This window comes from Streptomyces atratus (assembly GCF_900119365.1).
GTDB classification, from domain to species: domain Bacteria; phylum Actinomycetota; class Actinomycetes; order Streptomycetales; family Streptomycetaceae; genus Streptomyces; species Streptomyces atratus_B.
This window is the reverse complement of record NZ_FPJO01000007.1, coordinates 1-17,326: the sequence shown is the minus strand read 5'-3', so window position 1 is coordinate 17,326 and position 17,326 is coordinate 1. Positions and strand designations below refer to the sequence as shown.

Here is a 17,326-nt window from a genome sequence, read left to right as displayed (position 1 = left end):
CCCTCCTCCGCCTTGCGATCCACGGCACCGGACCCCGCTCCCTGATCCGGCCTGATCCAGACGGAAGGCCCTACGCCCTGTCCTCCACGGTTCCGCTCGCGCCGATGTACCAGGTGCGGTGTGCCTGGCCGGGGTACGGGGGAACGAATCTGTGCAGCTGCGAGGTCAGCACCTCGGGCGGTACGGGGTGGCTGCGGCGTTCGTTGCGGCGGATCAGCTCCGCCTCGTCGACCAGGGCCACGGCGTGGGTGAGCAGTGCGTCCCTGCGCCGGGCGACCCCGTGCACCAGGGAGCGCTGGTGCGCGTTGAGGGAGGTGGCGTCCCAGACGACCGTGGAGCCCGGGGTGAGTGCGGCGTCCAGCCGGTCGAGCCCCTCGCGCAGCACGTCCCCGTTGGCCTTCTGGTCGGCGCGCGAACCCCGGGCCTGGCGCAGATCGTCGAGCGAGAGGTACGTGTCGACGCCGGGCAGTGCGCGCGCGAAGGTGCTCTTGCCGCTGCCGGACGGGCCGACCAGATGAACCAGACGCGGGAAGTCCCCGCTCCGCCAGCGCCAGGTCGCGGCAACCGCCTCCTCGGCGGTGGTGACCCGGCCCAGGGCGTACGCCTCGCGGGCCTGCGCCAGGCAGCGGTCGGCGGCGTCCGGTTCCAGATCCGTGAACGCCTCCCGCAGCCCGGCCGGTTCGCTCACGTCCTCCGCGTGCAGCGCCGACCACTCCACCTGCTCGCGCGCCTCGGCGGTGTCCGCCACCGCGGCGGCCAGCGCGTGCAGCAGCGGGAGATCGGCGGCGAACGACATCCGGACCAGTCCGGTGCGGCGCTCCTCGTCCGGGTACGGGCGGTGCAGCCCGGGGTGCAGCCCGACGAGGTCCGCGACGCGGCGGGCGAGCGGCATCCCCAGCGCCGGTGCCAGCGCGGGCGCGAGTCCGGTGCGGCGGGAACGGTGCAGCAGCGCGGCCAGCACCCCGGTCAGCCGGTCCTCGCCCGTCCGGCCCAGCGCGTCGAGGGCGTCGCCCATCGCGCGGGCGGCCCCGGCGTCCCCCGCGTCCGTACCCGTGGCGGCGGCCAGCGCCACCGCGTCGACCGGTGCCCCGGACCGTACGGCCCACAGGGCGGCGGCCGGGCCGAGTCCGTTCTCCACGACGGCGGCGTGCATCCAGTGCGTATCGGTCTGTACGTGGTGGGGCCGCACCCACTTGGCCACCAGCCGCCCGAAGTCCGCCGCCCCGAAGCCGTCCGCGGGCCGTACGACGTACCCCTCCTGCCGTCCGGTGTCGAGCTTCAGCGCCCGCAGCGCCTTCTCGGCGCGGGCGTCGAGGATTCCGCGCCACAGCACGGGCGGCACCGGTATCCCCAGCCCCCGCAGGTACTCCACGGTCCGGTCCCAGTCCAGGCAGCGCTCCCCGTCCCAGACGGAGAAGCCGTAGAAGAAGCTCTCCAGGCCGTCGTACGGGATCGAGTGGCGGGCGAACATGTTCTCGCCGCAGACCCGCCGGCCGTCGGGAATGCGCGCCCCGACCCGGCCCTGGAGCGCCTTCACCCAGCCCCGCGAGGGGTGGTGCGCGGAGTCGAGGGAGCGGGCGTGGAGCCCGTCGGCGTAGAGCGTGGTGTTCTCGCCGTCCAGCTTCTCGGTGACGACGACCTCGCGGCCGGTCAGCGCGGCGAGATCCGCGATCCGTACGTCGTCCGAGGTGGCTCCGGGGGACCAGGGCAGATGCGCGGTGCGCGGATAGTGCGTACGCATGATCGATGCCCCTGGTGACGACGGCCGGCCCGGCCGGCCACTCTAGGCACCGGGGTGTGCACCGCTCGACCCGATTACTGCGCACCGCTCGACCCGATTACGATGAGCGCGCCCGGCACGGCTCCCGCTGCGCGCCCGCGTTTGACCGAGCGGCCACGGCGGGTAAGATCCTCCGCCCGATTGGCCAGGCTCACGCCCCGTATGGCACACTGACCAGGTTGCTCGGTTGAGTGTCAATGCTGCGCGCCTCCCGCCGGGAGGACCGGAAGCGAGTCCCACAGTACTCGTCGACCCCTCGCGGGTCGGACGTACGGGAATCTTCCGGGAAGCGTCAGTGGGGCACCGGCCAGGCACCCGGTGGGTGTTTCGCCCCCGGTCCTGCGGTCCTCGGGCCCGCACCCCCTTGGTTGGGAAATCCTTCGGGAGATCTGCGTAGAGGGGATGCGACACGCCCGACCGCGTGGGTCGGAGGTGGAGTCTTGAGAGCTCCCGGGTTCCAGAGCGTTACGAGAGACAGGACTACTAGTAGCCATGGCGGGACAGAAGATCCGCATCCGGCTCAAGGCCTACGACCACGAGGTCATCGACTCCTCGGCGAAGAAGATCGTCGAGACGGTGACCCGCACTGGTGCGTCGGTCGCGGGCCCGGTGCCGCTGCCCACTGAGAAGAACGTGTACTGCGTCATCAAGTCGCCGCACAAGTACAAGGACTCGCGCGAGCACTTCGAGATGCGCACGCACAAGCGCCTCATCGACATCCTCGACCCCACGCCGAAGACGGTTGACTCGCTGATGCGTCTCGACCTGCCGGCGGGCGTCGACATCGAGATCAAGCTCTGAGGTGACGCGCGAGATGGCTAAGAACATTAAGGGCGTCCTGGGCGAGAAGCTCGGCATGACCCAGGTCTGGGACGAGAACAACCGGGTCGTCCCGGTGACCGTCGTCAAGGCCGGGCCCTGCGTCGTCACCCAGGTCCGCACCAACGACAACGACGGCTACGAGGCAGTCCAGATCGCCTTCGGCGAGATCGACCCCCGCAAGGTGAACAAGCCCCTCAAGGGCCACTTCGCCAAGGCCGACGTGACCCCGCGCCGCCACCTGGTGGAGCTCCGCACCCCTGACGCCAGCGAGTACACGCTGGGCCAGGAAGTCACTGCCGAGGTGTTCGAGTCCGGCGTCAAGGTCGACGTCACGGGCAAGAGCAAGGGCAAGGGCTTCGCCGGTGTGATGAAGCGTCACAACTTCAAGGGTGGCAAGGCGTCCCACGGTGCCCACCGTGTGCACCGTATGCCCGGCTCCATCGGTGGCTGTGCCACCCCCGGCCGTGTCTTCAAGGGCATGCGCATGGCGGGTCGCATGGGCAACGAGCGTGTCACCACCCAGAACCTGACCATCCACGCGGTTGACGCGGAGAAGGGTCTGCTCCTCATCAAGGGCGCAGTCCCCGGTCCGAACGGCGGCCTCGTCCTGGTCCGTACCGCGGCCAAGGGGGCTTGAGGTAATGAGCACCATTGACATCCTTTCGCCGGCAGGCGACAAGGCCGGTACCGTCGAGCTCCCCGCGGAGATCTTCGACGCGAAGACCAGCGTTCCGCTGATCCACCAGGTCGTCGTCGCACAGCTGGCAGCTGCCCGTCAGGGCACGCACAAGACCAAGACCCGTGGCGAAGTCCGTGGTGGTGGCCGCAAGCCGTACCGCCAGAAGGGCACCGGCCGCGCGCGCCAGGGTTCGACCCGTGCGCCGCAGTTCGCCGGCGGTGGCGTCGTCCACGGCCCGCAGCCGCGTGACTACTCGCAGCGGACCCCGAAGAAGATGAAGGCCGCCGCCCTGCGCGGTGCCCTCTCCGACCGGGCCCGTCACTCCCGCATCCACGTCGTCACCGGCGTGGTCGACGGAGCTGTCTCCACGAAGGCCGCCAAGACGCTGTTCGGCAAGATCTCGGAGCGCAAGAACCTGCTCCTGGTCGTCGACCGTGCCGACGAGGCCGCGTGGCTGTCCGCCCGCAACCTGCCCCAGGTGCACATCCTGGAGCCGGGCCAGCTGAACACGTACGACGTGATCGTCTCTGACGACGTGGTCTTCACCCAGGCCGCCCTCGAGTCCTTCGTGTCTGGCCCCCAGACCGCTGAGACCGAAGGGAGCGACGCCTGATGAGCGAGGCGACCGTTACCAGCAAGACCTACTCGGACCCGCGCGACGTTCTCGTCAAGCCGGTCGTGTCCGAGAAGAGCTACGCGCTGCTCGACGAGAACAAGTACACGTTCATCGTCGCGCCCGGCTCCAACAAGACCCAGATCAAGCAGGCCGTGGAAGCGGTCTTCTCGGTCAAGGTCACCGGGGTCAACACGATCAACCGGCAGGGTAAGCGCAAGCGCACCAAGACCGGTTTCGGCAAGCGCGCTGACACCAAGCGCGCCATCGTGACCCTCGCCGAGGGCGACCGTATCGACATCTTCGGCGGCCCGACCTCCTGACGGAGGTCGAGTCGTCCGGAATCGGACGAGGACTGAGAAATGGGTATCCGCAAGTACAAGCCGACGACCCCGGGCCGTCGTGGCTCCAGCGTCGCCGACTTTGTCGAGATCACGCGGTCCACGCCGGAGAAGTCGCTGGTCCGCCCCCTGCACAGCAAGGGCGGCCGTAACAACGCCGGTCGTGTGACCGTTCGCCACCAGGGCGGTGGCCACAAGCGCGCCTACCGAGTGATCGACTTCCGTCGTCACGACAAGGACGGCGTGCCGGCCAAGGTCGCGCACATCGAGTACGACCCCAACCGCACCGCGCGCATCGCGCTCCTGCACTACGCGGACGGCGAGAAGCGCTACATCATCGCGCCGCGTGGCCTGTCGCAGGGTGACCGTGTCGAGAACGGCCCGGCCGCCGACATCAAGCCCGGCAACAACCTGGCGCTGCGCAACATCCCGGTCGGTACGACCATCCACGCCATCGAGCTGCGGCCCGGCGGCGGCGCGAAGTTCGCCCGTTCCGCGGGTGCCTCCGTGCAGCTGCTGGCGAAGGAGGGCACCATGGCCCACCTTCGTATGCCGTCGGGTGAGATCCGCCTGGTCGACGCCCGCTGCCGCGCCACCATCGGTGAGGTCGGCAACGCCGAGCAGTCGAACATCAACTGGGGCAAGGCCGGCCGCATGCGCTGGAAGGGCGTTCGCCCGACCGTCCGCGGTGTCGCGATGAACCCGGTTGACCACCCGCACGGTGGTGGTGAGGGCAAGACCTCCGGTGGTCGCCACCCGGTCTCGCCGTGGGGTCAGAAGGAGGGTCGTACTCGTTCGCCGAAGAAGGCATCGAACAAGTACATCGTCCGCCGCCGCAAGACGAACAAGAAGCGCTAGGAGCGGGTTTAGATGCCGCGCAGTCTCAAGAAGGGGCCCTTCGTCGACGGCCACCTCATCAAGAAGGTGGACGTACAGAACGAGGCAGGCACCAAGAACGTCATCAAGACCTGGTCCCGTCGCTCGATGATCGTCCCGGCCATGCTGGGTCACACCATCGCGGTGCACAACGGCAAGATCCACGTCCCGGTGTTCGTCACCGAGTCGATGGTCGGCCACAAGCTCGGCGAGTTCTCGCCGACTCGCACCTTCCGCGGCCACGTCAAGGACGACCGGAAGTCGAAGCGCCGCTAACCGCGGGGTGGAAACGACTATGACTTACACCGAAGGGACAACCATGGAAGCCAGGGCCCAGGCGCGGTACATCCGCGTCACGCCCATGAAGGCCCGCCGCGTGGTGGACCTCATCCGTGGCATGGATGCCACGGAGGCTCAGGCGGTCCTGCGTTTCGCCCCGCAGGCCGCGAGCGTGCCGGTTGGCAAGGTGCTGGACAGCGCCATCGCCAACGCCGCACACAACTACGACCACACCGACGCCTCTTCGCTGGTCATCAGCGAGGCGTACGTGGACGAGGGCCCGACCCTGAAGCGGTTCCGTCCGCGTGCTCAGGGCCGTGCCTACCGGATCCGTAAGCGGACCAGCCACATCACCGTGGTCGTCAGCAGCAAGGAAGGAACCCGGTAATGGGCCAGAAGGTAAACCCGCACGGGTTCCGGCTCGGCATTACCACGGACTTCAAGTCCCGTTGGTACGCCGACAAGCTGTACAAGGACTACGTCAAGGAAGACGTCGCCATTCGTCGCATGATGACGAAGGGCATGGAGCGGGCCGGCATCTCGAAGGTCGAGATCGAGCGCACCCGCGACCGCGTCCGCGTTGACATCCACACCGCCCGCCCGGGCATCGTCATCGGTCGCCGTGGCGCCGAGGCCGACCGCATCCGTGGCGAGCTGGAGAAGCTGACCGGCAAGCAGGTCCAGCTGAACATCCTCGAGGTCAAGAACCCCGAGGTGGACGCTCAGCTGGTGGCCCAGGCCGTCGCCGAGCAGCTCTCCTCCCGCGTCTCCTTCCGTCGTGCCATGCGCAAGAGCATGCAGAGCTCGATGAAGGCCGGCGCCAAGGGCATCAAGATCCAGTGCGGTGGCCGCCTCGGCGGCGCCGAGATGTCCCGCTCGGAGTTCTACCGCGAGGGCCGTGTGCCCCTGCACACGCTCCGCGCGAACGTCGACTACGGCTTCTTCGAGGCCAAGACGACCTTCGGCCGCATCGGTGTGAAGGTCTGGATCTACAAGGGCGACGTCAAGAACATCGCCGAGGTCCGCGCCGAGAACGCCGCTGCCCGCGCCGGCAACCGCCCGGCCCGTGGCGGCGCTGACCGCCCGGCCGGCCGCGGTGGCCGCGGTGGCGAGCGTGGCGGTCGCGGTCGCAAGCCGCAGCAGCAGTCGGCTCAGACCGAGGCCCCCAAGGCCGAGGCTCCCGCCGCTGCCGCTCCGGCTGCCGAGAGCACCGGAACGGAGGCCTGACCGAAATGCTGATCCCCCGTAGGGTCAAGCACCGCAAGCAGCACCACCCGAAGCGCAGCGGTATGTCCAAGGGTGGCACGCAGGTTGCGTTCGGCGAGTACGGCATCCAGGCGCTGACCCCGGCGTATGTGACGAACCGTCAGATCGAGGCAGCTCGTATCGCGATGACCCGTCACATCAAGCGTGGCGGCAAGGTCTGGATCAACATCTACCCGGACCGTCCCCTGACGAAGAAGCCGGCCGAGACCCGCATGGGTTCCGGTAAGGGTTCTCCCGAGTGGTGGATCGCGAACGTCAAGCCGGGTCGCGTGATGTTCGAGCTGTCCTACCCGAACGAGAAGATTGCTCGTGAGGCGCTCACCCGCGCTGCTCACAAGCTTCCGATGAAGTGCCGCATCGTTCGGCGCGAGGCAGGTGAGGCGTGATGTCGGCCGGAACCAAGGCGTCCGAGCTGCGCGAGCTGGGCAACGAGGAGCTGCTCAACAAGCTCCGCGAGGCCAAGGAAGAGCTGTTCAACCTCCGCTTCCAGGCGGCGACCGGGCAGCTCGAGAACCACGGCCGGCTCAAGTCCGTCCGTAAGGACATCGCCCGGATCTACACCCTGATGCGCGAGCGCGAGCTGGGCATCGAGACGGTGGAGAGCGTCTGATGAGCGAGAAGACTGTGACTGAGACCAACACCGACCGCGGTTTCCGCAAGACCCGTGAGGGTCTGGTCGTCAGCGACAAGATGGACAAGACCGTCGTCGTCGCTGTCGAGGACCGTGTCAAGCACGCGCTGTACGGCAAGGTCATCCGCCGTACGAACAAGCTCAAGGCGCACGACGAGCAGAACGCCGCCGGCGTCGGCGACCGCGTCCTCCTGATGGAGACCCGGCCGCTGTCCGCCACGAAGCGGTGGCGCGTCGTCGAGATCCTCGAGAAGGCCAAGTAATTCCTGAGGGGCATTCCCCTCAGGCAAGTTCCGCCAGGCTCGGCGGGGGCCCGCTCCGGTGACGGAGTGGCCCCCGCCGGGAACCGGCAGACGATCAGGAGATAGACGTGATCCAGCAGGAGTCGCGACTTCGCGTCGCCGACAACACGGGTGCGAAGGAAATCCTCACCATCCGTGTTCTCGGTGGTTCGGGTCGCCGCTACGCGGGCATCGGTGACGTCATCGTCGCCACCGTCAAGGACGCGATCCCCGGTGGCAACGTGAAGAAGGGTGACGTCGTCAAGGCCGTCATCGTTCGCACCGTCAAGGAGCGTCGCCGTCAGGATGGCTCGTACATCCGCTTCGACGAGAACGCCGCCGTCATTCTGAAGAACGACGGTGACCCCCGCGGCACCCGCATCTTCGGCCCGGTGGGCCGGGAACTGCGCGAGAAGAAGTTCATGAAGATCATCTCGCTCGCGCCGGAGGTGCTGTAAGCATGAAGATCAAGAAGGGCGACCTGGTTCAGGTCATCACCGGTAAGGACAAGGGCAAGCAGGGCAAGGTCATCGTGGCCTACCCCGCTCAGGACCGCGTCCTCGTCGAGGGTGTCAACCGGGTCAAGAAGCACACCAAGGCCGGTCAGACCGCTCGCGGTTCGCAGACCGGTGGCATCGTCACGACCGAGGCCCCCATCCACGTGAGCAACGTTCAGCTCGTCGTGGAGAAGGACGGCAACAAGGTCGTCACGCGCGTCGGTTACCGCTTCGACGACGAAGGCAACAAGATCCGCGTTGCCAAGCGGACGGGTGAGGACATCTGATGGCTACCACCACCACTCCGCGTCTGAAGACGAAGTACCGCGAGGAAATCTCCGGCAAGCTGCGTGAGGAGTTCTCGTACGAGAACGTCATGCAGATCCCCGGTCTGGTCAAGATCGTGGTCAACATGGGTGTGGGCGACGCCGCCCGCGACTCCAAGCTGATCGACGGCGCCGTGCGCGACCTCACCACGATCACCGGTCAGAAGCCGGCCGTGACCAAGGCCCGCAAGTCCATCGCGCAGTTCAAGCTGCGCGAGGGTCAGCCGATCGGCTGCCACGTCACCCTCCGCGGTGACCGCATGTGGGAGTTCCTGGACCGTACGCTGTCGCTCGCGCTGCCGCGTATCCGTGACTTCCGTGGTCTGTCGCCGAAGCAGTTCGACGGCCGTGGCAACTACACCTTCGGTCTCACGGAGCAGGTCATGTTCCACGAGATCGACCAGGACAAGATCGACCGGGTCCGGGGCATGGACATCACCGTGGTCACCACGGCGACCAATGACGACGAGGGTCGTGCCCTCCTTCGTCACCTCGGCTTCCCGTTCAAGGAGAACTGACCGTGGCGAAGAAGGCTCTGATCGCTAAGGCCGCCCGTAAGCCGAAGTTCGGCGTTCGCGGGTACACCCGCTGCCAGCGCTGCGGCCGGCCCCACTCCGTCTACCGCAAGTTCGGCCTGTGCCGCGTGTGCCTTCGTGAGATGGCTCACCGCGGCGAGCTGCCGGGCGTGACCAAGAGCTCCTGGTAATTCTCCTTCGCCCTTTGGGCGTTGGGAATTGACGGAAGCTCTCGGTAAGCATCTGGTCGGCAGGAGCCCGCCCTCACATGCCGTAGGCTTGTGGGGTTGGGCGCCTGCCGCCCAAGACCGACTTACTACGCCGTAGGTCCCCGCACCGCACCCGTCCTGCCTCTGAGTGGGGAGAGGGATGGCGCATACAGGAAACCCCGGCGAGAGAGGCCGAAGGCCAATTCATGACCATGACTGATCCCATCGCAGACATGCTCACGCGTCTGCGTAACGCGAACTCGGCATACCACGACTCCGTCGTGATGCCGCACAGCAAGATCAAGTCGCACATCGCGGAGATCCTCCAGCAGGAGGGCTTCATCACCGGCTGGAAGGTCGAGGACGCCGAGGTCGGCAAGAACCTCGTCCTCGAGCTGAAGTTCGGCCCGAACCGCGAGCGCTCGATCGCCGGCATCAAGCGAATCTCGAAGCCGGGTCTGCGTGTATACGCAAAGTCCACCAACCTGCCGAAGGTCCTCGGCGGCCTGGGCGTGGCGATCATCTCCACGTCCCACGGTCTCCTGACCGGCCAGCAGGCCAGCAAGAAGGGCGTAGGTGGGGAAGTCCTCGCCTACGTCTGGTAGTCGGGAACGGAGGAATAGCTCATGTCGCGAATCGGCAAGCTCCCCATCCAGGTTCCCGCCGGTGTGGACGTCACCATCGATGGCCGTACGGTCGCAGTGAAGGGCCCCAAGGGCACCCTCTCGCACACCGTTGCGTCGCCGATCGAGGTCACCAAGGGTGAGGACGGCGTTCTGAACGTCGTCCGCCCGAACGACGAGCGTCAGAACAAGGCCCTTCACGGCCTGTCCCGCACGCTGGTGGCGAACATGATCACCGGTGTGACCCAGGGATACACCAAGGCGCTCGAGATCAGTGGTGTCGGTTACCGCGTCCAGGCGAAGGGCTCCAACCTGGAGTTCGCCCTGGGCTACAGCCACCCGATCGTCGTCGAGGCGCCGGAAGGCATCACCTTCAAGGTCGAGTCCCCGACCAAGCTGTCCGTCGAGGGAATCGACAAGCAGAAGGTCGGCGAAGTGGCGGCCAACATCCGCAAGCTGCGGAAGCCCGACCCGTACAAGGCGAAGGGCGTCAAGTACGCCGGCGAGGTCATCCGCCGCAAGGTCGGAAAGGCTGGTAAGTAGCCATGGCATACGGCGTGAAGATCGCCAAGGGCGACGCCTACAAGCGTGCCGCCCTCAAGCGTCGCCACATCCGTGTCCGCAAGCACATCTCCGGTTCGCCGGAGCGTCCGCGCTTGGTCGTGACGCGGTCCAACCGCCACATGGTGGCCCAGGTCATCGACGACATCGCGGGCCACACGCTCGCGTCGGCGTCGACCCTGGACGCTTCCATCCGTGGTGGCGAGGGCGACAAGAGCACCCAGGCCAAGCAGGTCGGCGCCCTGGTCGCTGAGCGCGCCAAGGCCGCAGGCGTCGAGGCCGTCGTGTTTGACCGCGGTGGTAACCAGTACGCCGGGCGGATTGCCGCTCTGGCTGACGCCGCCCGTGAAGCCGGTCTGAAGTTCTGAGCCCGGTTCCTACGCACAGCGGACGTAACAGAGAGAGGTAAATCCAATGGCTGGACCCCAGCGCCGCGGAAGCGGTGCCGGTGGCGGCGAGCGGCGGGACCGGAAGGGCCGTGACGGCGGCGCAGCTGCCGCCGAGAAGACCGCGTACGTTGAGCGCGTTGTCGCGATCAACCGCGTCGCCAAGGTTGTGAAGGGTGGTCGTCGCTTCAGCTTCACCGCGCTGGTCGTGGTGGGCGATGGTGACGGCACCGTCGGTGTCGGCTACGGCAAGGCCAAGGAAGTTCCCGCGGCCATCGCCAAGGGCGTGGAAGAGGCCAAGAAGAACTTCTTCAAGGTCCCGCGCATCCAGGGCACCATTCCTCACCCGATCCAGGGCGAGAAGGCTGCGGGCGTCGTCCTGCTGAAGCCTGCTTCCCCCGGTACCGGTGTTATCGCCGGTGGCCCGGTGCGCGCCGTTCTGGAGTGCGCCGGCGTTCACGACATCCTGTCGAAGTCGCTCGGCTCCGACAACGCGATCAACATCGTGCACGCGACCGTGGAGGCCCTCAAGGGCCTGCAGCGTCCCGAGGAGATCGCGGCCCGCCGCGGTCTGCCGCTCGAGGACGTCGCCCCCGCGGCCCTGCTTCGTGCGCGTGCGGGAGCGGGTGCGTAATGGCTCGCCTCAAGATCACGCAGACGAAGTCGTACATCGGCAGCAAGCAGAACCACCGCGACACCCTTCGTTCGCTCGGGCTCAAGCGCCTGCACGACGTGGTTGTCAAGGAGGACCGCCCCGAGTTCCGCGGAATGGTGCACACCGTCCGCCACCTCGTGACGGTCGAGGAGGTCGACTGACATGGCGGAGAACAAGCCGCTGAAGGCCCATGACCTCCGGCCCGCCCCGGGCGCCAAGACCGCCAAGACCCGTGTGGGTCGTGGTGAGGCGTCCAAGGGTAAGACCGCCGGTCGTGGCACCAAGGGCACCAAGGCCCGTTACCAGGTTCCGGAGCGCTTCGAGGGTGGGCAGATGCCCCTCCACATGCGTCTCCCGAAGCTCAAGGGCTTCAAGAACCCGTTCCGCACCGAGTACCAGGTCGTGAACCTGGACAAGCTCGCGACGCTCTACCCCGAGGGTGGAGAGGTCACCGTGGCCGACCTGGTCGCCAAGGGTGCGGTGCGCAACAACCACCTCGTCAAGGTCCTCGGACAGGGCGAGATCTCCGTGGCGCTGCAGGTTTCGGTTGACGCCGTCTCCGGCTCCGCCAAGGAGAAGATTGCCGCCGCCGGCGGCACCGTCACCGAGCTCGTCTGAGACAACTCGATGGCTTGAACATCCGACCGGGGATGCCTCTCATATGGGGCATCCCCGGTTGGTCGTTCCTAGGGGGGCATGGTCGCCGGTAAGGTGGCGTGCGTCGTTGTGTGGTAACCCCTGGGCGCCTGCCCGGGGACTCTGACTGTTTACGTATTCGTCGATCCTCAAGACCGTCACCTCTACGCTCTGCGCGGGGGTCGCAGGAGGCACCGTGCTCACCGCGTTCGCCCGGGCGTTCAAGACGCCCGACCTGCGCAAGAAGCTGCTCTTCACGCTCGGCATCATCGTGCTCTACCGGCTCGGGGCGCACATCCCCGTACCGGGAGTGAGCTACGAGAACGTCCAGACCTGTGTTGATCAGGCCAGCAAGGGCAACAACAGCCTCTTCGGCCTGGTGAACATGTTCAGCGGTGGTGCACTGCTGCAGATCACGATCTTCGCGCTCGGCATCATGCCGTACATCACGGCCAGCATCATTCTCCAGCTGCTGACCGTGGTCATCCCCCGACTCGAGGCGCTCAAGAAGGAGGGGCAGTCCGGCCAGGCCAAGATCACGCAGTACACGCGTTATCTGACCGTCGCGCTCGCCATCCTCCAGGGCACCGGCCTGGTGGCCACCGCCACCAGCGGCGCCCTCTTCAGCGGCTGCCCGGTCGCCGATCAGATCGTGCCGAACCAGTCGATCTTCACGACCATCGTGATGGTCATCACGATGACCGCGGGCACCGCGGCCGTCATGTGGCTCGGTGAGCTCATCACCGACCGCGGCATCGGCAACGGCATGTCGATCCTGATGTTCATCTCGATCGCCGCCAGCTTCCCCGGCGCCCTGTGGGCCATCAAGACCAGCGGCAAGCTGGCCGACGGCTGGATCGAGTTCGGCACCGTCATCCTGATCGGCTTCGTGATGGTGGGCCTCGTCGTCTTCGTCGAGCAGGCCCAGCGCCGTATTCCGGTGCAGTACGCGAAGCGCATGATCGGCCGCAGGTCGTACGGCGGTACGTCGACGTACATTCCGCTGAAGGTCAATCAGGCGGGTGTGATTCCCGTCATCTTCGCTTCTTCGCTGCTCTACATTCCCGCCCTGATCGTCCAGTTCTCCAACTCCACTGCGGGCTGGGCGACCTGGATCAAGGACAACTTCGTCACGGGCGACCATCCGTACTACATCACGGCGTACTTCCTGTTGATCGTCTTCTTCGCCTTCTTCTATGTGGCGATTTCGTTCAACCCCGAGGAAGTCGCCGACAACATGAAGAAGTATGGTGGCTTCATCCCGGGTATCCGGGCTGGTCGACCTACTGCCGAGTACCTGAGCTACGTGCTCAACAGGATCACTTGGCCGGGCTCGCTGTACTTGGGTCTGATCGCTCTTGTGCCGACAATGGCGTTGGCCGGCTTCGGTGGTGCGAACGCCAACTTCCCGTTCGGCGGGACGAGCATCCTGATCATCGTGGGTGTGGGGCTGGAGACCGTGAAGCAGATCGAGAGTCAGCTCCAGCAGCGCAATTACGAAGGGTTCCTCCGCTGATGCGAATCGTCCTCGTCGGGCCGCCCGGTGCCGGCAAGGGAACGCAGGCTGCGTACCTTGCCAAGAACCTGTCGATTCCGCAGATCTCCACGGGCGATCTTTTCCGTGCCAACATCAGCCAGGGCACCGACCTTGGCAAGCAGGCCCGCTCTTTCATGGACGCGGGCAAGTTGGTCCCGGACGAGGTCACCATCGGGATGGCCAAGGACCGCATGTCCCAGCCGGACGCCGAGAACGGCTTCCTGCTGGACGGCTTCCCGCGCAATGTGGGGCAGGCCGAGGCCCTTGACGCCATGCTCAAGGACGAGGGCACCAAGCTCGACGCGGTCCTGGACCTGGAAGTCCCCGAGGACGAGGTGGTCAAGCGCATCGCCGGCCGCCGGATCTGCCGGAACGACGGCTCGCACGTCTTCCACGTGACGTACAACCCGCCGCAGGCCGAGGGCGTCTGCGACGTCTGCGGCGGCGAGCTGTACCAGCGCGACGACGACACCGAGGACACGGTCCGCACCCGGCTGGAGGTCTACCACTCGCAGACCGAGCCGATCATCGACTACTACCGGGCCCAGAACCTGGTGGTCACCATCTCCGCGCTCGGCAAGGTCAACGATGTGACCGAGCGGGCGATGGAGGCTCTCAAGTCCGACAAGGGCTGAGCGAAACACCCGCAGTACTTGTGCATTCGGCCGCGGCGTCCATGGGCGCCGCGGCCGAATGTTTGCGCCGTATCGTTGTGTGAGTACGCCGCAGACGTCACCGTTCGACGCAGTCCGATGCAGAGAGGCGCCACGCAATGGTGCAGATCAAGACCCCCGAGCAGATCGCGAAGATGCGCGAGGCGGGGCTGGTGGTCGCTGCCATTCACGCGGCCACCCGCGAGGCGGCGGTGCCCGGCGCCACCACGCTCGACCTGGACCAGGTCGCCCGCAAGGTGATCGCCGATCACGGTGCGAAGTCGAACTTCCTCGGGTACGGCGGTTTCCCCGCGACCATCTGCACCTCGGTCAACGAGGTCGTCGTCCACGGCATCCCGGACGACAAGACCGTCCTCAAGGACGGCGACATCATTTCCATCGACGCCGGCGCGATCGTCGACGGCTGGCACGGTGACGCCGCCTACACGGCCTTCGTGGGCACCGGTCACGCCCCGGAGCTGGTCGAGCTCTCCCGGGTGACCGAGGAGTCCATGTGGGCCGGTATCGCCGCGATGAAGGTGAACAACCGCCTGGTCGACATCTCGAAGGCGATCGAGTCCTACATCCGCCGCCAGCCCCGCCCCGCCACCGGCAAGTACGGGATCATCGAGGACTACGGCGGCCACGGCATCGGCACCGAGATGCACATGGACCCGCACCTGCTGAACTACGTCGCCCGCAAGCGCGGCAAGGGCATCAAGCTCGTCCCCGGCGTGTGCCTGGCCATCGAGCCGATGGTCTCGCTCGGTACGGCGCGGACCGAGGTGCTCCAGGACGACTGGACCGTCATCACGACCGACGGCACCTGGTCCTCCCACTGGGAGCACTCGATCGCCCTCACCGAGCAGGGTCCCCTGGTCCTGACCGCCCCCGACTGCGGCAGGGCGAAGCTGGCGCAGTACGGGATCGAGGCGGCGCCGGATCCGCTGGGGTGACGGCACCTGGGGATTTGACCTGCTTGTGGAGGTCTAAGGATCTCCTCGGCTGGGAAAACTTGACGGATTCGTCTTTTGGGGTCCGCTGACGTAGACTGACTCGTCGGCTGTCGTGCATCAGTGTGTCCGCATGCGATGTCGAGAGTCGATCAAGGTAGCCGATTCGAAAGGCGAAGCGTGGCCAAGAAGCAAGGTGCCATCGAAATTGAGGGCACCGTGATCGAGTCCCTCCCGAACGCCATGTTCAAGGTGGAACTCCAGAACGGTCACAAGGTCCTCGCGCACATCAGCGGCAAGATGCGGATGCACTACATCCGAATCCTTCCGGATGACCGGGTCGTCGTGGAGCTCTCCCCGTACGACCTGACGCGTGGCCGGATCGTCTACCGCTACAAGTAGATCTTGCCTCCACCTCGCCTCCGCGTGGTGACGGCACTGACCCGGAGAACCTGACATCCCATGAAGGTCAAGCCGAGCGTCAAGAAGATCTGCGACAAGTGCAAGGTGATCCGCCGTCACGGTCGGGTCATGGTCATCTGCGACAACCTGCGCCACAAGCAGCGCCAGGGCTGACGCACGACCCCCTGCATCTCGCAGCACTTCGCGCGACGCACGTAATACGTACATACGCAGAGTCCGTCCAAGCTTCGGCTGACGACACCTCCGGTGGGGGCCGGGGACCCGGGCGTACCACCTCTCCTCGTGAGGGGTCGGCGATCGGGAGCGGCACTGCGGAAGACCCCCGAATTAACAACTGGAGCCATTGAATGGCACGCGTTTCAGGTGTTGACATCCCGCGCGAAAAGCGCGTGGAGGTTGCCCTCACCTACGTCTTCGGTATCGGGCGCACCCGGTCCAAGGAGATTCTCGCCACCACGGGCGTGAACCCCAACACCCGCGTTCGCGACCTGGCCGAAGAGGACCTGGTCAAGATCCGCGAGTACGTGGACGCCAACCTCCGCACCGAGGGTGACCTCCGTCGCGAGATCCAGGCCGACATCCGCCGCAAGGTCGAGATCGGCTGCTACCAGGGTCTGCGTCACCGCCGCGGCCTGCCGGTCCACGGCCAGCGCACCAGCACGAACGCTCGTACCCGCAAGGGCCCGCGTCGCGCGATCGCCGGCAAGAAGAAGCCGGGCAAGAAGTAGTCCTCAGCGGACGCACTGCGGGCGTCCGGACCACCGGTCATCCGCAGCAACCAGCGGTCTTCGCTGTAGGACCGATCACCTCCCCTCTCCATCTGGAGTCAAGACATGCCCCCCAAGGGTCGTCAGGGCGCAGCCAAGAAGGTGCGTCGCAAGGAAAAGAAGAACGTCGCTCACGGCCACGCGCACATCAAGAGCACGTTCAACAACACCATCGTCTCGATCACGGACCCCTCGGGCAACGTGATCTCCTGGGCCTCCGCCGGCCACGTCGGCTTCAAGGGCTCGCGCAAGTCCACCCCCTTCGCCGCGCAGATGGCCGCCGAGTCGGCCGCCCGCCGCGCGCAGGAGCACGGCATGCGCAAGGTTGACGTCTTCGTGAAGGGTCCGGGCTCCGGCCGCGAGACCGCGATCCGTTCGCTCCAGGCCACCGGCCTGGAGGTCGGCTCGATCCAGGACGTCACCCCCACCCCGCACAACGGATGCCGCCCGCCCAAGCGTCGCCGCGTCTGATTTCTTCGGGCTCTGCTCCAGGCAGTAGCTCGTGGGTCCGGGCGGTACGGCCCCTTCGGGGTCGTGCCGCCCGTACCCTTGTCAGTATCTGGGGGCGTCAAATAGTGGGCGCCCACGACTGAAGGAACGCAACATGCTTATCGCTCAGCGTCCGTCGCTGACCGAAGAGGTCGTTGACGAGTTCCGCTCCCGGTTCGTCATCGAGCCGCTGGAGCCGGGCTTCGGCTACACCCTCGGCAACTCTCTCCGCCGTACGCTCCTCTCCTCGATCCCCGGTGCCGCTGTCACCAGCATCCGGATCGACGGTGTCCTGCACGAGTTCACCACCGTGCCGGGCGTCAAGGAGGACGTCACCGACCTCATCCTCAACATCAAGCAGCTGGTCGTCTCCTCGGAGCACGACGAGCCGGTCGTGATGTACCTGCGCAAGCAGGGTCCCGGCCTGGTCACCGCTGCCGACATCGCCCCGCCGGCCGGTGTCGAGGTCCACAACCCGGACCTGGTCCTGGCCACGCTGAACGGCAAGGGCAAGCTGGAGATGGAGCT

Annotated in this window: 29 protein-coding genes and 1 pseudogene; 29 read left to right on the top strand and 1 reads right to left on the bottom strand. The window is 66.5% G+C overall.

Annotated features, from left to right (window positions below):
• Nucleotides 1-70: 70 nt before the first annotated feature.
• A complete protein-coding gene (locus tag BT364_RS14370; protein ID WP_072485543.1) occupies nt 71-1,741 on the bottom strand; it encodes an RNA ligase family protein in 1,671 nt (556 codons plus the stop codon).
• A 531-nt stretch (nt 1,742-2,272) separates the two neighbouring features.
• Here BT364_RS14370 and rpsJ point away from each other — a divergent pair.
• The 29 genes and pseudogenes from rpsJ to BT364_RS14220 all read left to right on the top strand — a co-directional run.
• On the top strand, nt 2,273-2,581 hold the full coding sequence (rpsJ, locus tag BT364_RS14365) for a 30S ribosomal protein S10 (RefSeq protein ID WP_003948644.1): 309 nt from the start codon (nt 2,273-2,275) through the stop codon (nt 2,579-2,581).
• Between the two features lie 13 nt (nt 2,582-2,594).
• On the top strand, nt 2,595-3,239 hold the full coding sequence (gene rplC, locus BT364_RS14360) for a 50S ribosomal protein L3 (RefSeq protein ID WP_072485542.1): 645 nt from the start codon (nt 2,595-2,597) through the stop codon (nt 3,237-3,239).
• Nucleotides 3,240-3,243: 4 nt separating this feature from the next.
• Nucleotides 3,244-3,894: a 50S ribosomal protein L4 gene (gene rplD, locus BT364_RS14355; RefSeq protein WP_072485541.1), complete on the top strand. Its 651-nt coding sequence runs from the start codon at nt 3,244-3,246 to the stop codon at nt 3,892-3,894.
• The gene (gene rplW / locus BT364_RS14350) at nt 3,894-4,217 is read left to right on the top strand and encodes a 50S ribosomal protein L23 (protein WP_014154589.1); all 324 of its coding nucleotides are present in this window, start codon (nt 3,894-3,896) and stop codon (nt 4,215-4,217) included. The genes rplD and rplW overlap by 1 nt, the downstream gene beginning before the upstream one ends.
• 39 nt (nt 4,218-4,256) lie before the next feature.
• Nucleotides 4,257-5,093 carry a 50S ribosomal protein L2 gene (gene rplB, locus BT364_RS14345; RefSeq protein ID WP_072485540.1) on the top strand — a complete coding sequence of 279 codons (837 nt, stop codon included), beginning with the start codon at nt 4,257-4,259 and terminating at the stop codon, nt 5,091-5,093.
• A 12-nt stretch (nt 5,094-5,105) separates the two neighbouring features.
• Complete coding sequence (gene rpsS / locus BT364_RS14340) at nt 5,106-5,387, top strand: 30S ribosomal protein S19 (protein WP_003966956.1); 282 nt, start codon at nt 5,106-5,108, stop codon at nt 5,385-5,387.
• A gap of 43 nt (nt 5,388-5,430) precedes the next feature.
• On the top strand, nt 5,431-5,778 hold the full coding sequence (rplV, locus tag BT364_RS14335) for a 50S ribosomal protein L22 (RefSeq protein ID WP_004571827.1): 348 nt from the start codon (nt 5,431-5,433) through the stop codon (nt 5,776-5,778).
• A complete protein-coding gene (rpsC, locus tag BT364_RS14330; protein ID WP_072485539.1) occupies nt 5,778-6,617 on the top strand; it encodes a 30S ribosomal protein S3 in 840 nt (279 codons plus the stop codon). Before rplV ends, rpsC begins: the two co-directional genes overlap by 1 nt.
• Before the next feature lie 5 nt (nt 6,618-6,622).
• Nucleotides 6,623-7,042: a 50S ribosomal protein L16 gene (gene rplP / locus BT364_RS14325; RefSeq protein ID WP_072485538.1), complete on the top strand. Its 420-nt coding sequence runs from the start codon at nt 6,623-6,625 to the stop codon at nt 7,040-7,042.
• Nucleotides 7,042-7,266: a 50S ribosomal protein L29 gene (gene rpmC, locus BT364_RS14320; protein WP_014047786.1), complete on the top strand. Its 225-nt coding sequence runs from the start codon at nt 7,042-7,044 to the stop codon at nt 7,264-7,266. The genes rplP and rpmC overlap by 1 nt, the downstream gene beginning before the upstream one ends.
• Nucleotides 7,266-7,550, top strand: coding sequence for a 30S ribosomal protein S17 (rpsQ, locus tag BT364_RS14315; protein ID WP_030977953.1), 285 nt, complete (start codon nt 7,266-7,268; stop codon nt 7,548-7,550). Before rpmC ends, rpsQ begins: the two co-directional genes overlap by 1 nt.
• A 107-nt stretch (nt 7,551-7,657) precedes the next feature.
• Complete coding sequence (rplN, locus tag BT364_RS14310) at nt 7,658-8,026, top strand: 50S ribosomal protein L14 (RefSeq protein ID WP_003966950.1); 369 nt, start codon at nt 7,658-7,660, stop codon at nt 8,024-8,026.
• Nucleotides 8,027-8,028: 2 nt separating this feature from the next.
• On the top strand, nt 8,029-8,352 hold the full coding sequence (gene rplX, locus BT364_RS14305) for a 50S ribosomal protein L24 (RefSeq protein ID WP_003966949.1): 324 nt from the start codon (nt 8,029-8,031) through the stop codon (nt 8,350-8,352).
• Entirely contained in the window at nt 8,352-8,909 is a 558-nt protein-coding gene (gene rplE / locus BT364_RS14300; RefSeq protein ID WP_072485537.1) for a 50S ribosomal protein L5, read from the top strand. The genes rplX and rplE overlap by 1 nt, the downstream gene beginning before the upstream one ends.
• A 2-nt stretch (nt 8,910-8,911) precedes the next feature.
• Nucleotides 8,912-9,097, top strand: a complete 186-nt coding sequence (locus tag BT364_RS14295) for a type Z 30S ribosomal protein S14 (protein WP_003948630.1) — start codon at nt 8,912-8,914, stop codon at nt 9,095-9,097.
• Nucleotides 9,098-9,321: 224 nt separating this feature from the next.
• Nucleotides 9,322-9,720, top strand: coding sequence for a 30S ribosomal protein S8 (gene rpsH, locus BT364_RS14285; RefSeq protein ID WP_037688013.1), 399 nt, complete (start codon nt 9,322-9,324; stop codon nt 9,718-9,720).
• 21 nt (nt 9,721-9,741) lie between these two features.
• Entirely contained in the window at nt 9,742-10,281 is a 540-nt protein-coding gene (rplF, locus tag BT364_RS14280) for a 50S ribosomal protein L6 (protein WP_072485535.1), read from the top strand.
• Nucleotides 10,282-10,283: 2 nt separating this feature from the next.
• Nucleotides 10,284-10,667, top strand: a complete 384-nt coding sequence (gene rplR, locus BT364_RS14275) for a 50S ribosomal protein L18 (protein WP_072485534.1) — start codon at nt 10,284-10,286, stop codon at nt 10,665-10,667.
• Nucleotides 10,668-10,713: 46 nt separating this feature from the next.
• A complete protein-coding gene (rpsE, locus tag BT364_RS14270; RefSeq protein ID WP_072485533.1) occupies nt 10,714-11,319 on the top strand; it encodes a 30S ribosomal protein S5 in 606 nt (201 codons plus the stop codon).
• Nucleotides 11,319-11,501 carry a 50S ribosomal protein L30 gene (gene rpmD / locus BT364_RS14265; RefSeq protein ID WP_018550611.1) on the top strand — a complete coding sequence of 61 codons (183 nt, stop codon included), beginning with the start codon at nt 11,319-11,321 and terminating at the stop codon, nt 11,499-11,501. Before rpsE ends, rpmD begins: the two co-directional genes overlap by 1 nt.
• A gap of 1 nt (nt 11,502) precedes the next feature.
• A complete protein-coding gene (gene rplO / locus BT364_RS14260) occupies nt 11,503-11,958 on the top strand; it encodes a 50S ribosomal protein L15 (RefSeq protein ID WP_018550610.1) in 456 nt (151 codons plus the stop codon).
• Between the two features lie 214 nt (nt 11,959-12,172).
• A complete protein-coding gene (secY, locus tag BT364_RS14255; RefSeq protein ID WP_072485532.1) occupies nt 12,173-13,492 on the top strand; it encodes a preprotein translocase subunit SecY in 1,320 nt (439 codons plus the stop codon).
• Nucleotides 13,492-14,148 carry an adenylate kinase gene (locus BT364_RS14250; protein WP_072485531.1) on the top strand — a complete coding sequence of 219 codons (657 nt, stop codon included), beginning with the start codon at nt 13,492-13,494 and terminating at the stop codon, nt 14,146-14,148. The genes secY and BT364_RS14250 overlap by 1 nt, the downstream gene beginning before the upstream one ends.
• A gap of 137 nt (nt 14,149-14,285) precedes the next feature.
• Nucleotides 14,286-15,122, top strand: coding sequence for a type I methionyl aminopeptidase (gene map / locus BT364_RS14245; RefSeq protein WP_072485530.1), 837 nt, complete (start codon nt 14,286-14,288; stop codon nt 15,120-15,122).
• 177 nt (nt 15,123-15,299) lie between these two features.
• Nucleotides 15,300-15,521, top strand: a complete 222-nt coding sequence (gene infA, locus BT364_RS14240) for a translation initiation factor IF-1 (protein WP_003956442.1) — start codon at nt 15,300-15,302, stop codon at nt 15,519-15,521.
• 60 nt (nt 15,522-15,581) lie between these two features.
• On the top strand, nt 15,582-15,695 hold the full coding sequence (gene rpmJ, locus BT364_RS14235; protein WP_003956441.1) for a 50S ribosomal protein L36: 114 nt from the start codon (nt 15,582-15,584) through the stop codon (nt 15,693-15,695).
• Between the two features lie 194 nt (nt 15,696-15,889).
• Nucleotides 15,890-16,270, top strand: a complete 381-nt coding sequence (gene rpsM / locus BT364_RS14230; RefSeq protein WP_018519286.1) for a 30S ribosomal protein S13 — start codon at nt 15,890-15,892, stop codon at nt 16,268-16,270.
• A 105-nt stretch (nt 16,271-16,375) separates the two neighbouring features.
• Nucleotides 16,376-16,780: a 30S ribosomal protein S11 gene (gene rpsK, locus BT364_RS14225; protein ID WP_003956432.1), complete on the top strand. Its 405-nt coding sequence runs from the start codon at nt 16,376-16,378 to the stop codon at nt 16,778-16,780.
• A gap of 133 nt (nt 16,781-16,913) precedes the next feature.
• Nucleotides 16,914-17,326, top strand: a pseudogene (locus tag BT364_RS14220) (DNA-directed RNA polymerase subunit alpha); the annotation flags it as partial.

Excerpts from the sequence above, each read along its gene's own strand:
- BT364_RS14370 (WP_072485543.1), bottom strand. The coding sequence starts at position 1,741 with ATGCGTACGCACTATCCGCGCACCGCGCATCTGCCCTGGTCCCCCGGA.
- rpsJ (WP_003948644.1), top strand. The coding sequence starts at position 2,273 with ATGGCGGGACAGAAGATCCGCATCCGGCTCAAGGCCTACGACCACGAG.
- rplC (WP_072485542.1), top strand. The coding sequence starts at position 2,595 with ATGGCTAAGAACATTAAGGGCGTCCTGGGCGAGAAGCTCGGCATGACC.
- rplD (WP_072485541.1), top strand. The coding sequence starts at position 3,244 with ATGAGCACCATTGACATCCTTTCGCCGGCAGGCGACAAGGCCGGTACC.
- rplW (WP_014154589.1), top strand. The coding sequence starts at position 3,894 with ATGAGCGAGGCGACCGTTACCAGCAAGACCTACTCGGACCCGCGCGAC.
- rplB (WP_072485540.1), top strand. The coding sequence starts at position 4,257 with ATGGGTATCCGCAAGTACAAGCCGACGACCCCGGGCCGTCGTGGCTCC.
- rpsS (WP_003966956.1), top strand. The coding sequence starts at position 5,106 with ATGCCGCGCAGTCTCAAGAAGGGGCCCTTCGTCGACGGCCACCTCATC.
- rplV (WP_004571827.1), top strand. The coding sequence starts at position 5,431 with ATGGAAGCCAGGGCCCAGGCGCGGTACATCCGCGTCACGCCCATGAAG.
- rpsC (WP_072485539.1), top strand. The coding sequence starts at position 5,778 with ATGGGCCAGAAGGTAAACCCGCACGGGTTCCGGCTCGGCATTACCACG.
- rplP (WP_072485538.1), top strand. The coding sequence starts at position 6,623 with ATGCTGATCCCCCGTAGGGTCAAGCACCGCAAGCAGCACCACCCGAAG.
- rpmC (WP_014047786.1), top strand. The coding sequence starts at position 7,042 with ATGTCGGCCGGAACCAAGGCGTCCGAGCTGCGCGAGCTGGGCAACGAG.
- rpsQ (WP_030977953.1), top strand. The coding sequence starts at position 7,266 with ATGAGCGAGAAGACTGTGACTGAGACCAACACCGACCGCGGTTTCCGC.
- rplX (WP_003966949.1), top strand. The coding sequence starts at position 8,029 with ATGAAGATCAAGAAGGGCGACCTGGTTCAGGTCATCACCGGTAAGGAC.
- rplE (WP_072485537.1), top strand. The coding sequence starts at position 8,352 with ATGGCTACCACCACCACTCCGCGTCTGAAGACGAAGTACCGCGAGGAA.
- rpsH (WP_037688013.1), top strand. The coding sequence starts at position 9,322 with ATGACCATGACTGATCCCATCGCAGACATGCTCACGCGTCTGCGTAAC.
- rplF (WP_072485535.1), top strand. The coding sequence starts at position 9,742 with ATGTCGCGAATCGGCAAGCTCCCCATCCAGGTTCCCGCCGGTGTGGAC.
- rplR (WP_072485534.1), top strand. The coding sequence starts at position 10,284 with ATGGCATACGGCGTGAAGATCGCCAAGGGCGACGCCTACAAGCGTGCC.
- rpsE (WP_072485533.1), top strand. The coding sequence starts at position 10,714 with ATGGCTGGACCCCAGCGCCGCGGAAGCGGTGCCGGTGGCGGCGAGCGG.
- rpmD (WP_018550611.1), top strand. The coding sequence starts at position 11,319 with ATGGCTCGCCTCAAGATCACGCAGACGAAGTCGTACATCGGCAGCAAG.
- rplO (WP_018550610.1), top strand. The coding sequence starts at position 11,503 with ATGGCGGAGAACAAGCCGCTGAAGGCCCATGACCTCCGGCCCGCCCCG.
- BT364_RS14250 (WP_072485531.1), top strand. The coding sequence starts at position 13,492 with ATGCGAATCGTCCTCGTCGGGCCGCCCGGTGCCGGCAAGGGAACGCAG.
- map (WP_072485530.1), top strand. The coding sequence starts at position 14,286 with ATGGTGCAGATCAAGACCCCCGAGCAGATCGCGAAGATGCGCGAGGCG.
- rpmJ (WP_003956441.1), top strand. The coding sequence starts at position 15,582 with ATGAAGGTCAAGCCGAGCGTCAAGAAGATCTGCGACAAGTGCAAGGTG.
- rpsM (WP_018519286.1), top strand. The coding sequence starts at position 15,890 with ATGGCACGCGTTTCAGGTGTTGACATCCCGCGCGAAAAGCGCGTGGAG.
- rpsK (WP_003956432.1), top strand. The coding sequence starts at position 16,376 with ATGCCCCCCAAGGGTCGTCAGGGCGCAGCCAAGAAGGTGCGTCGCAAG.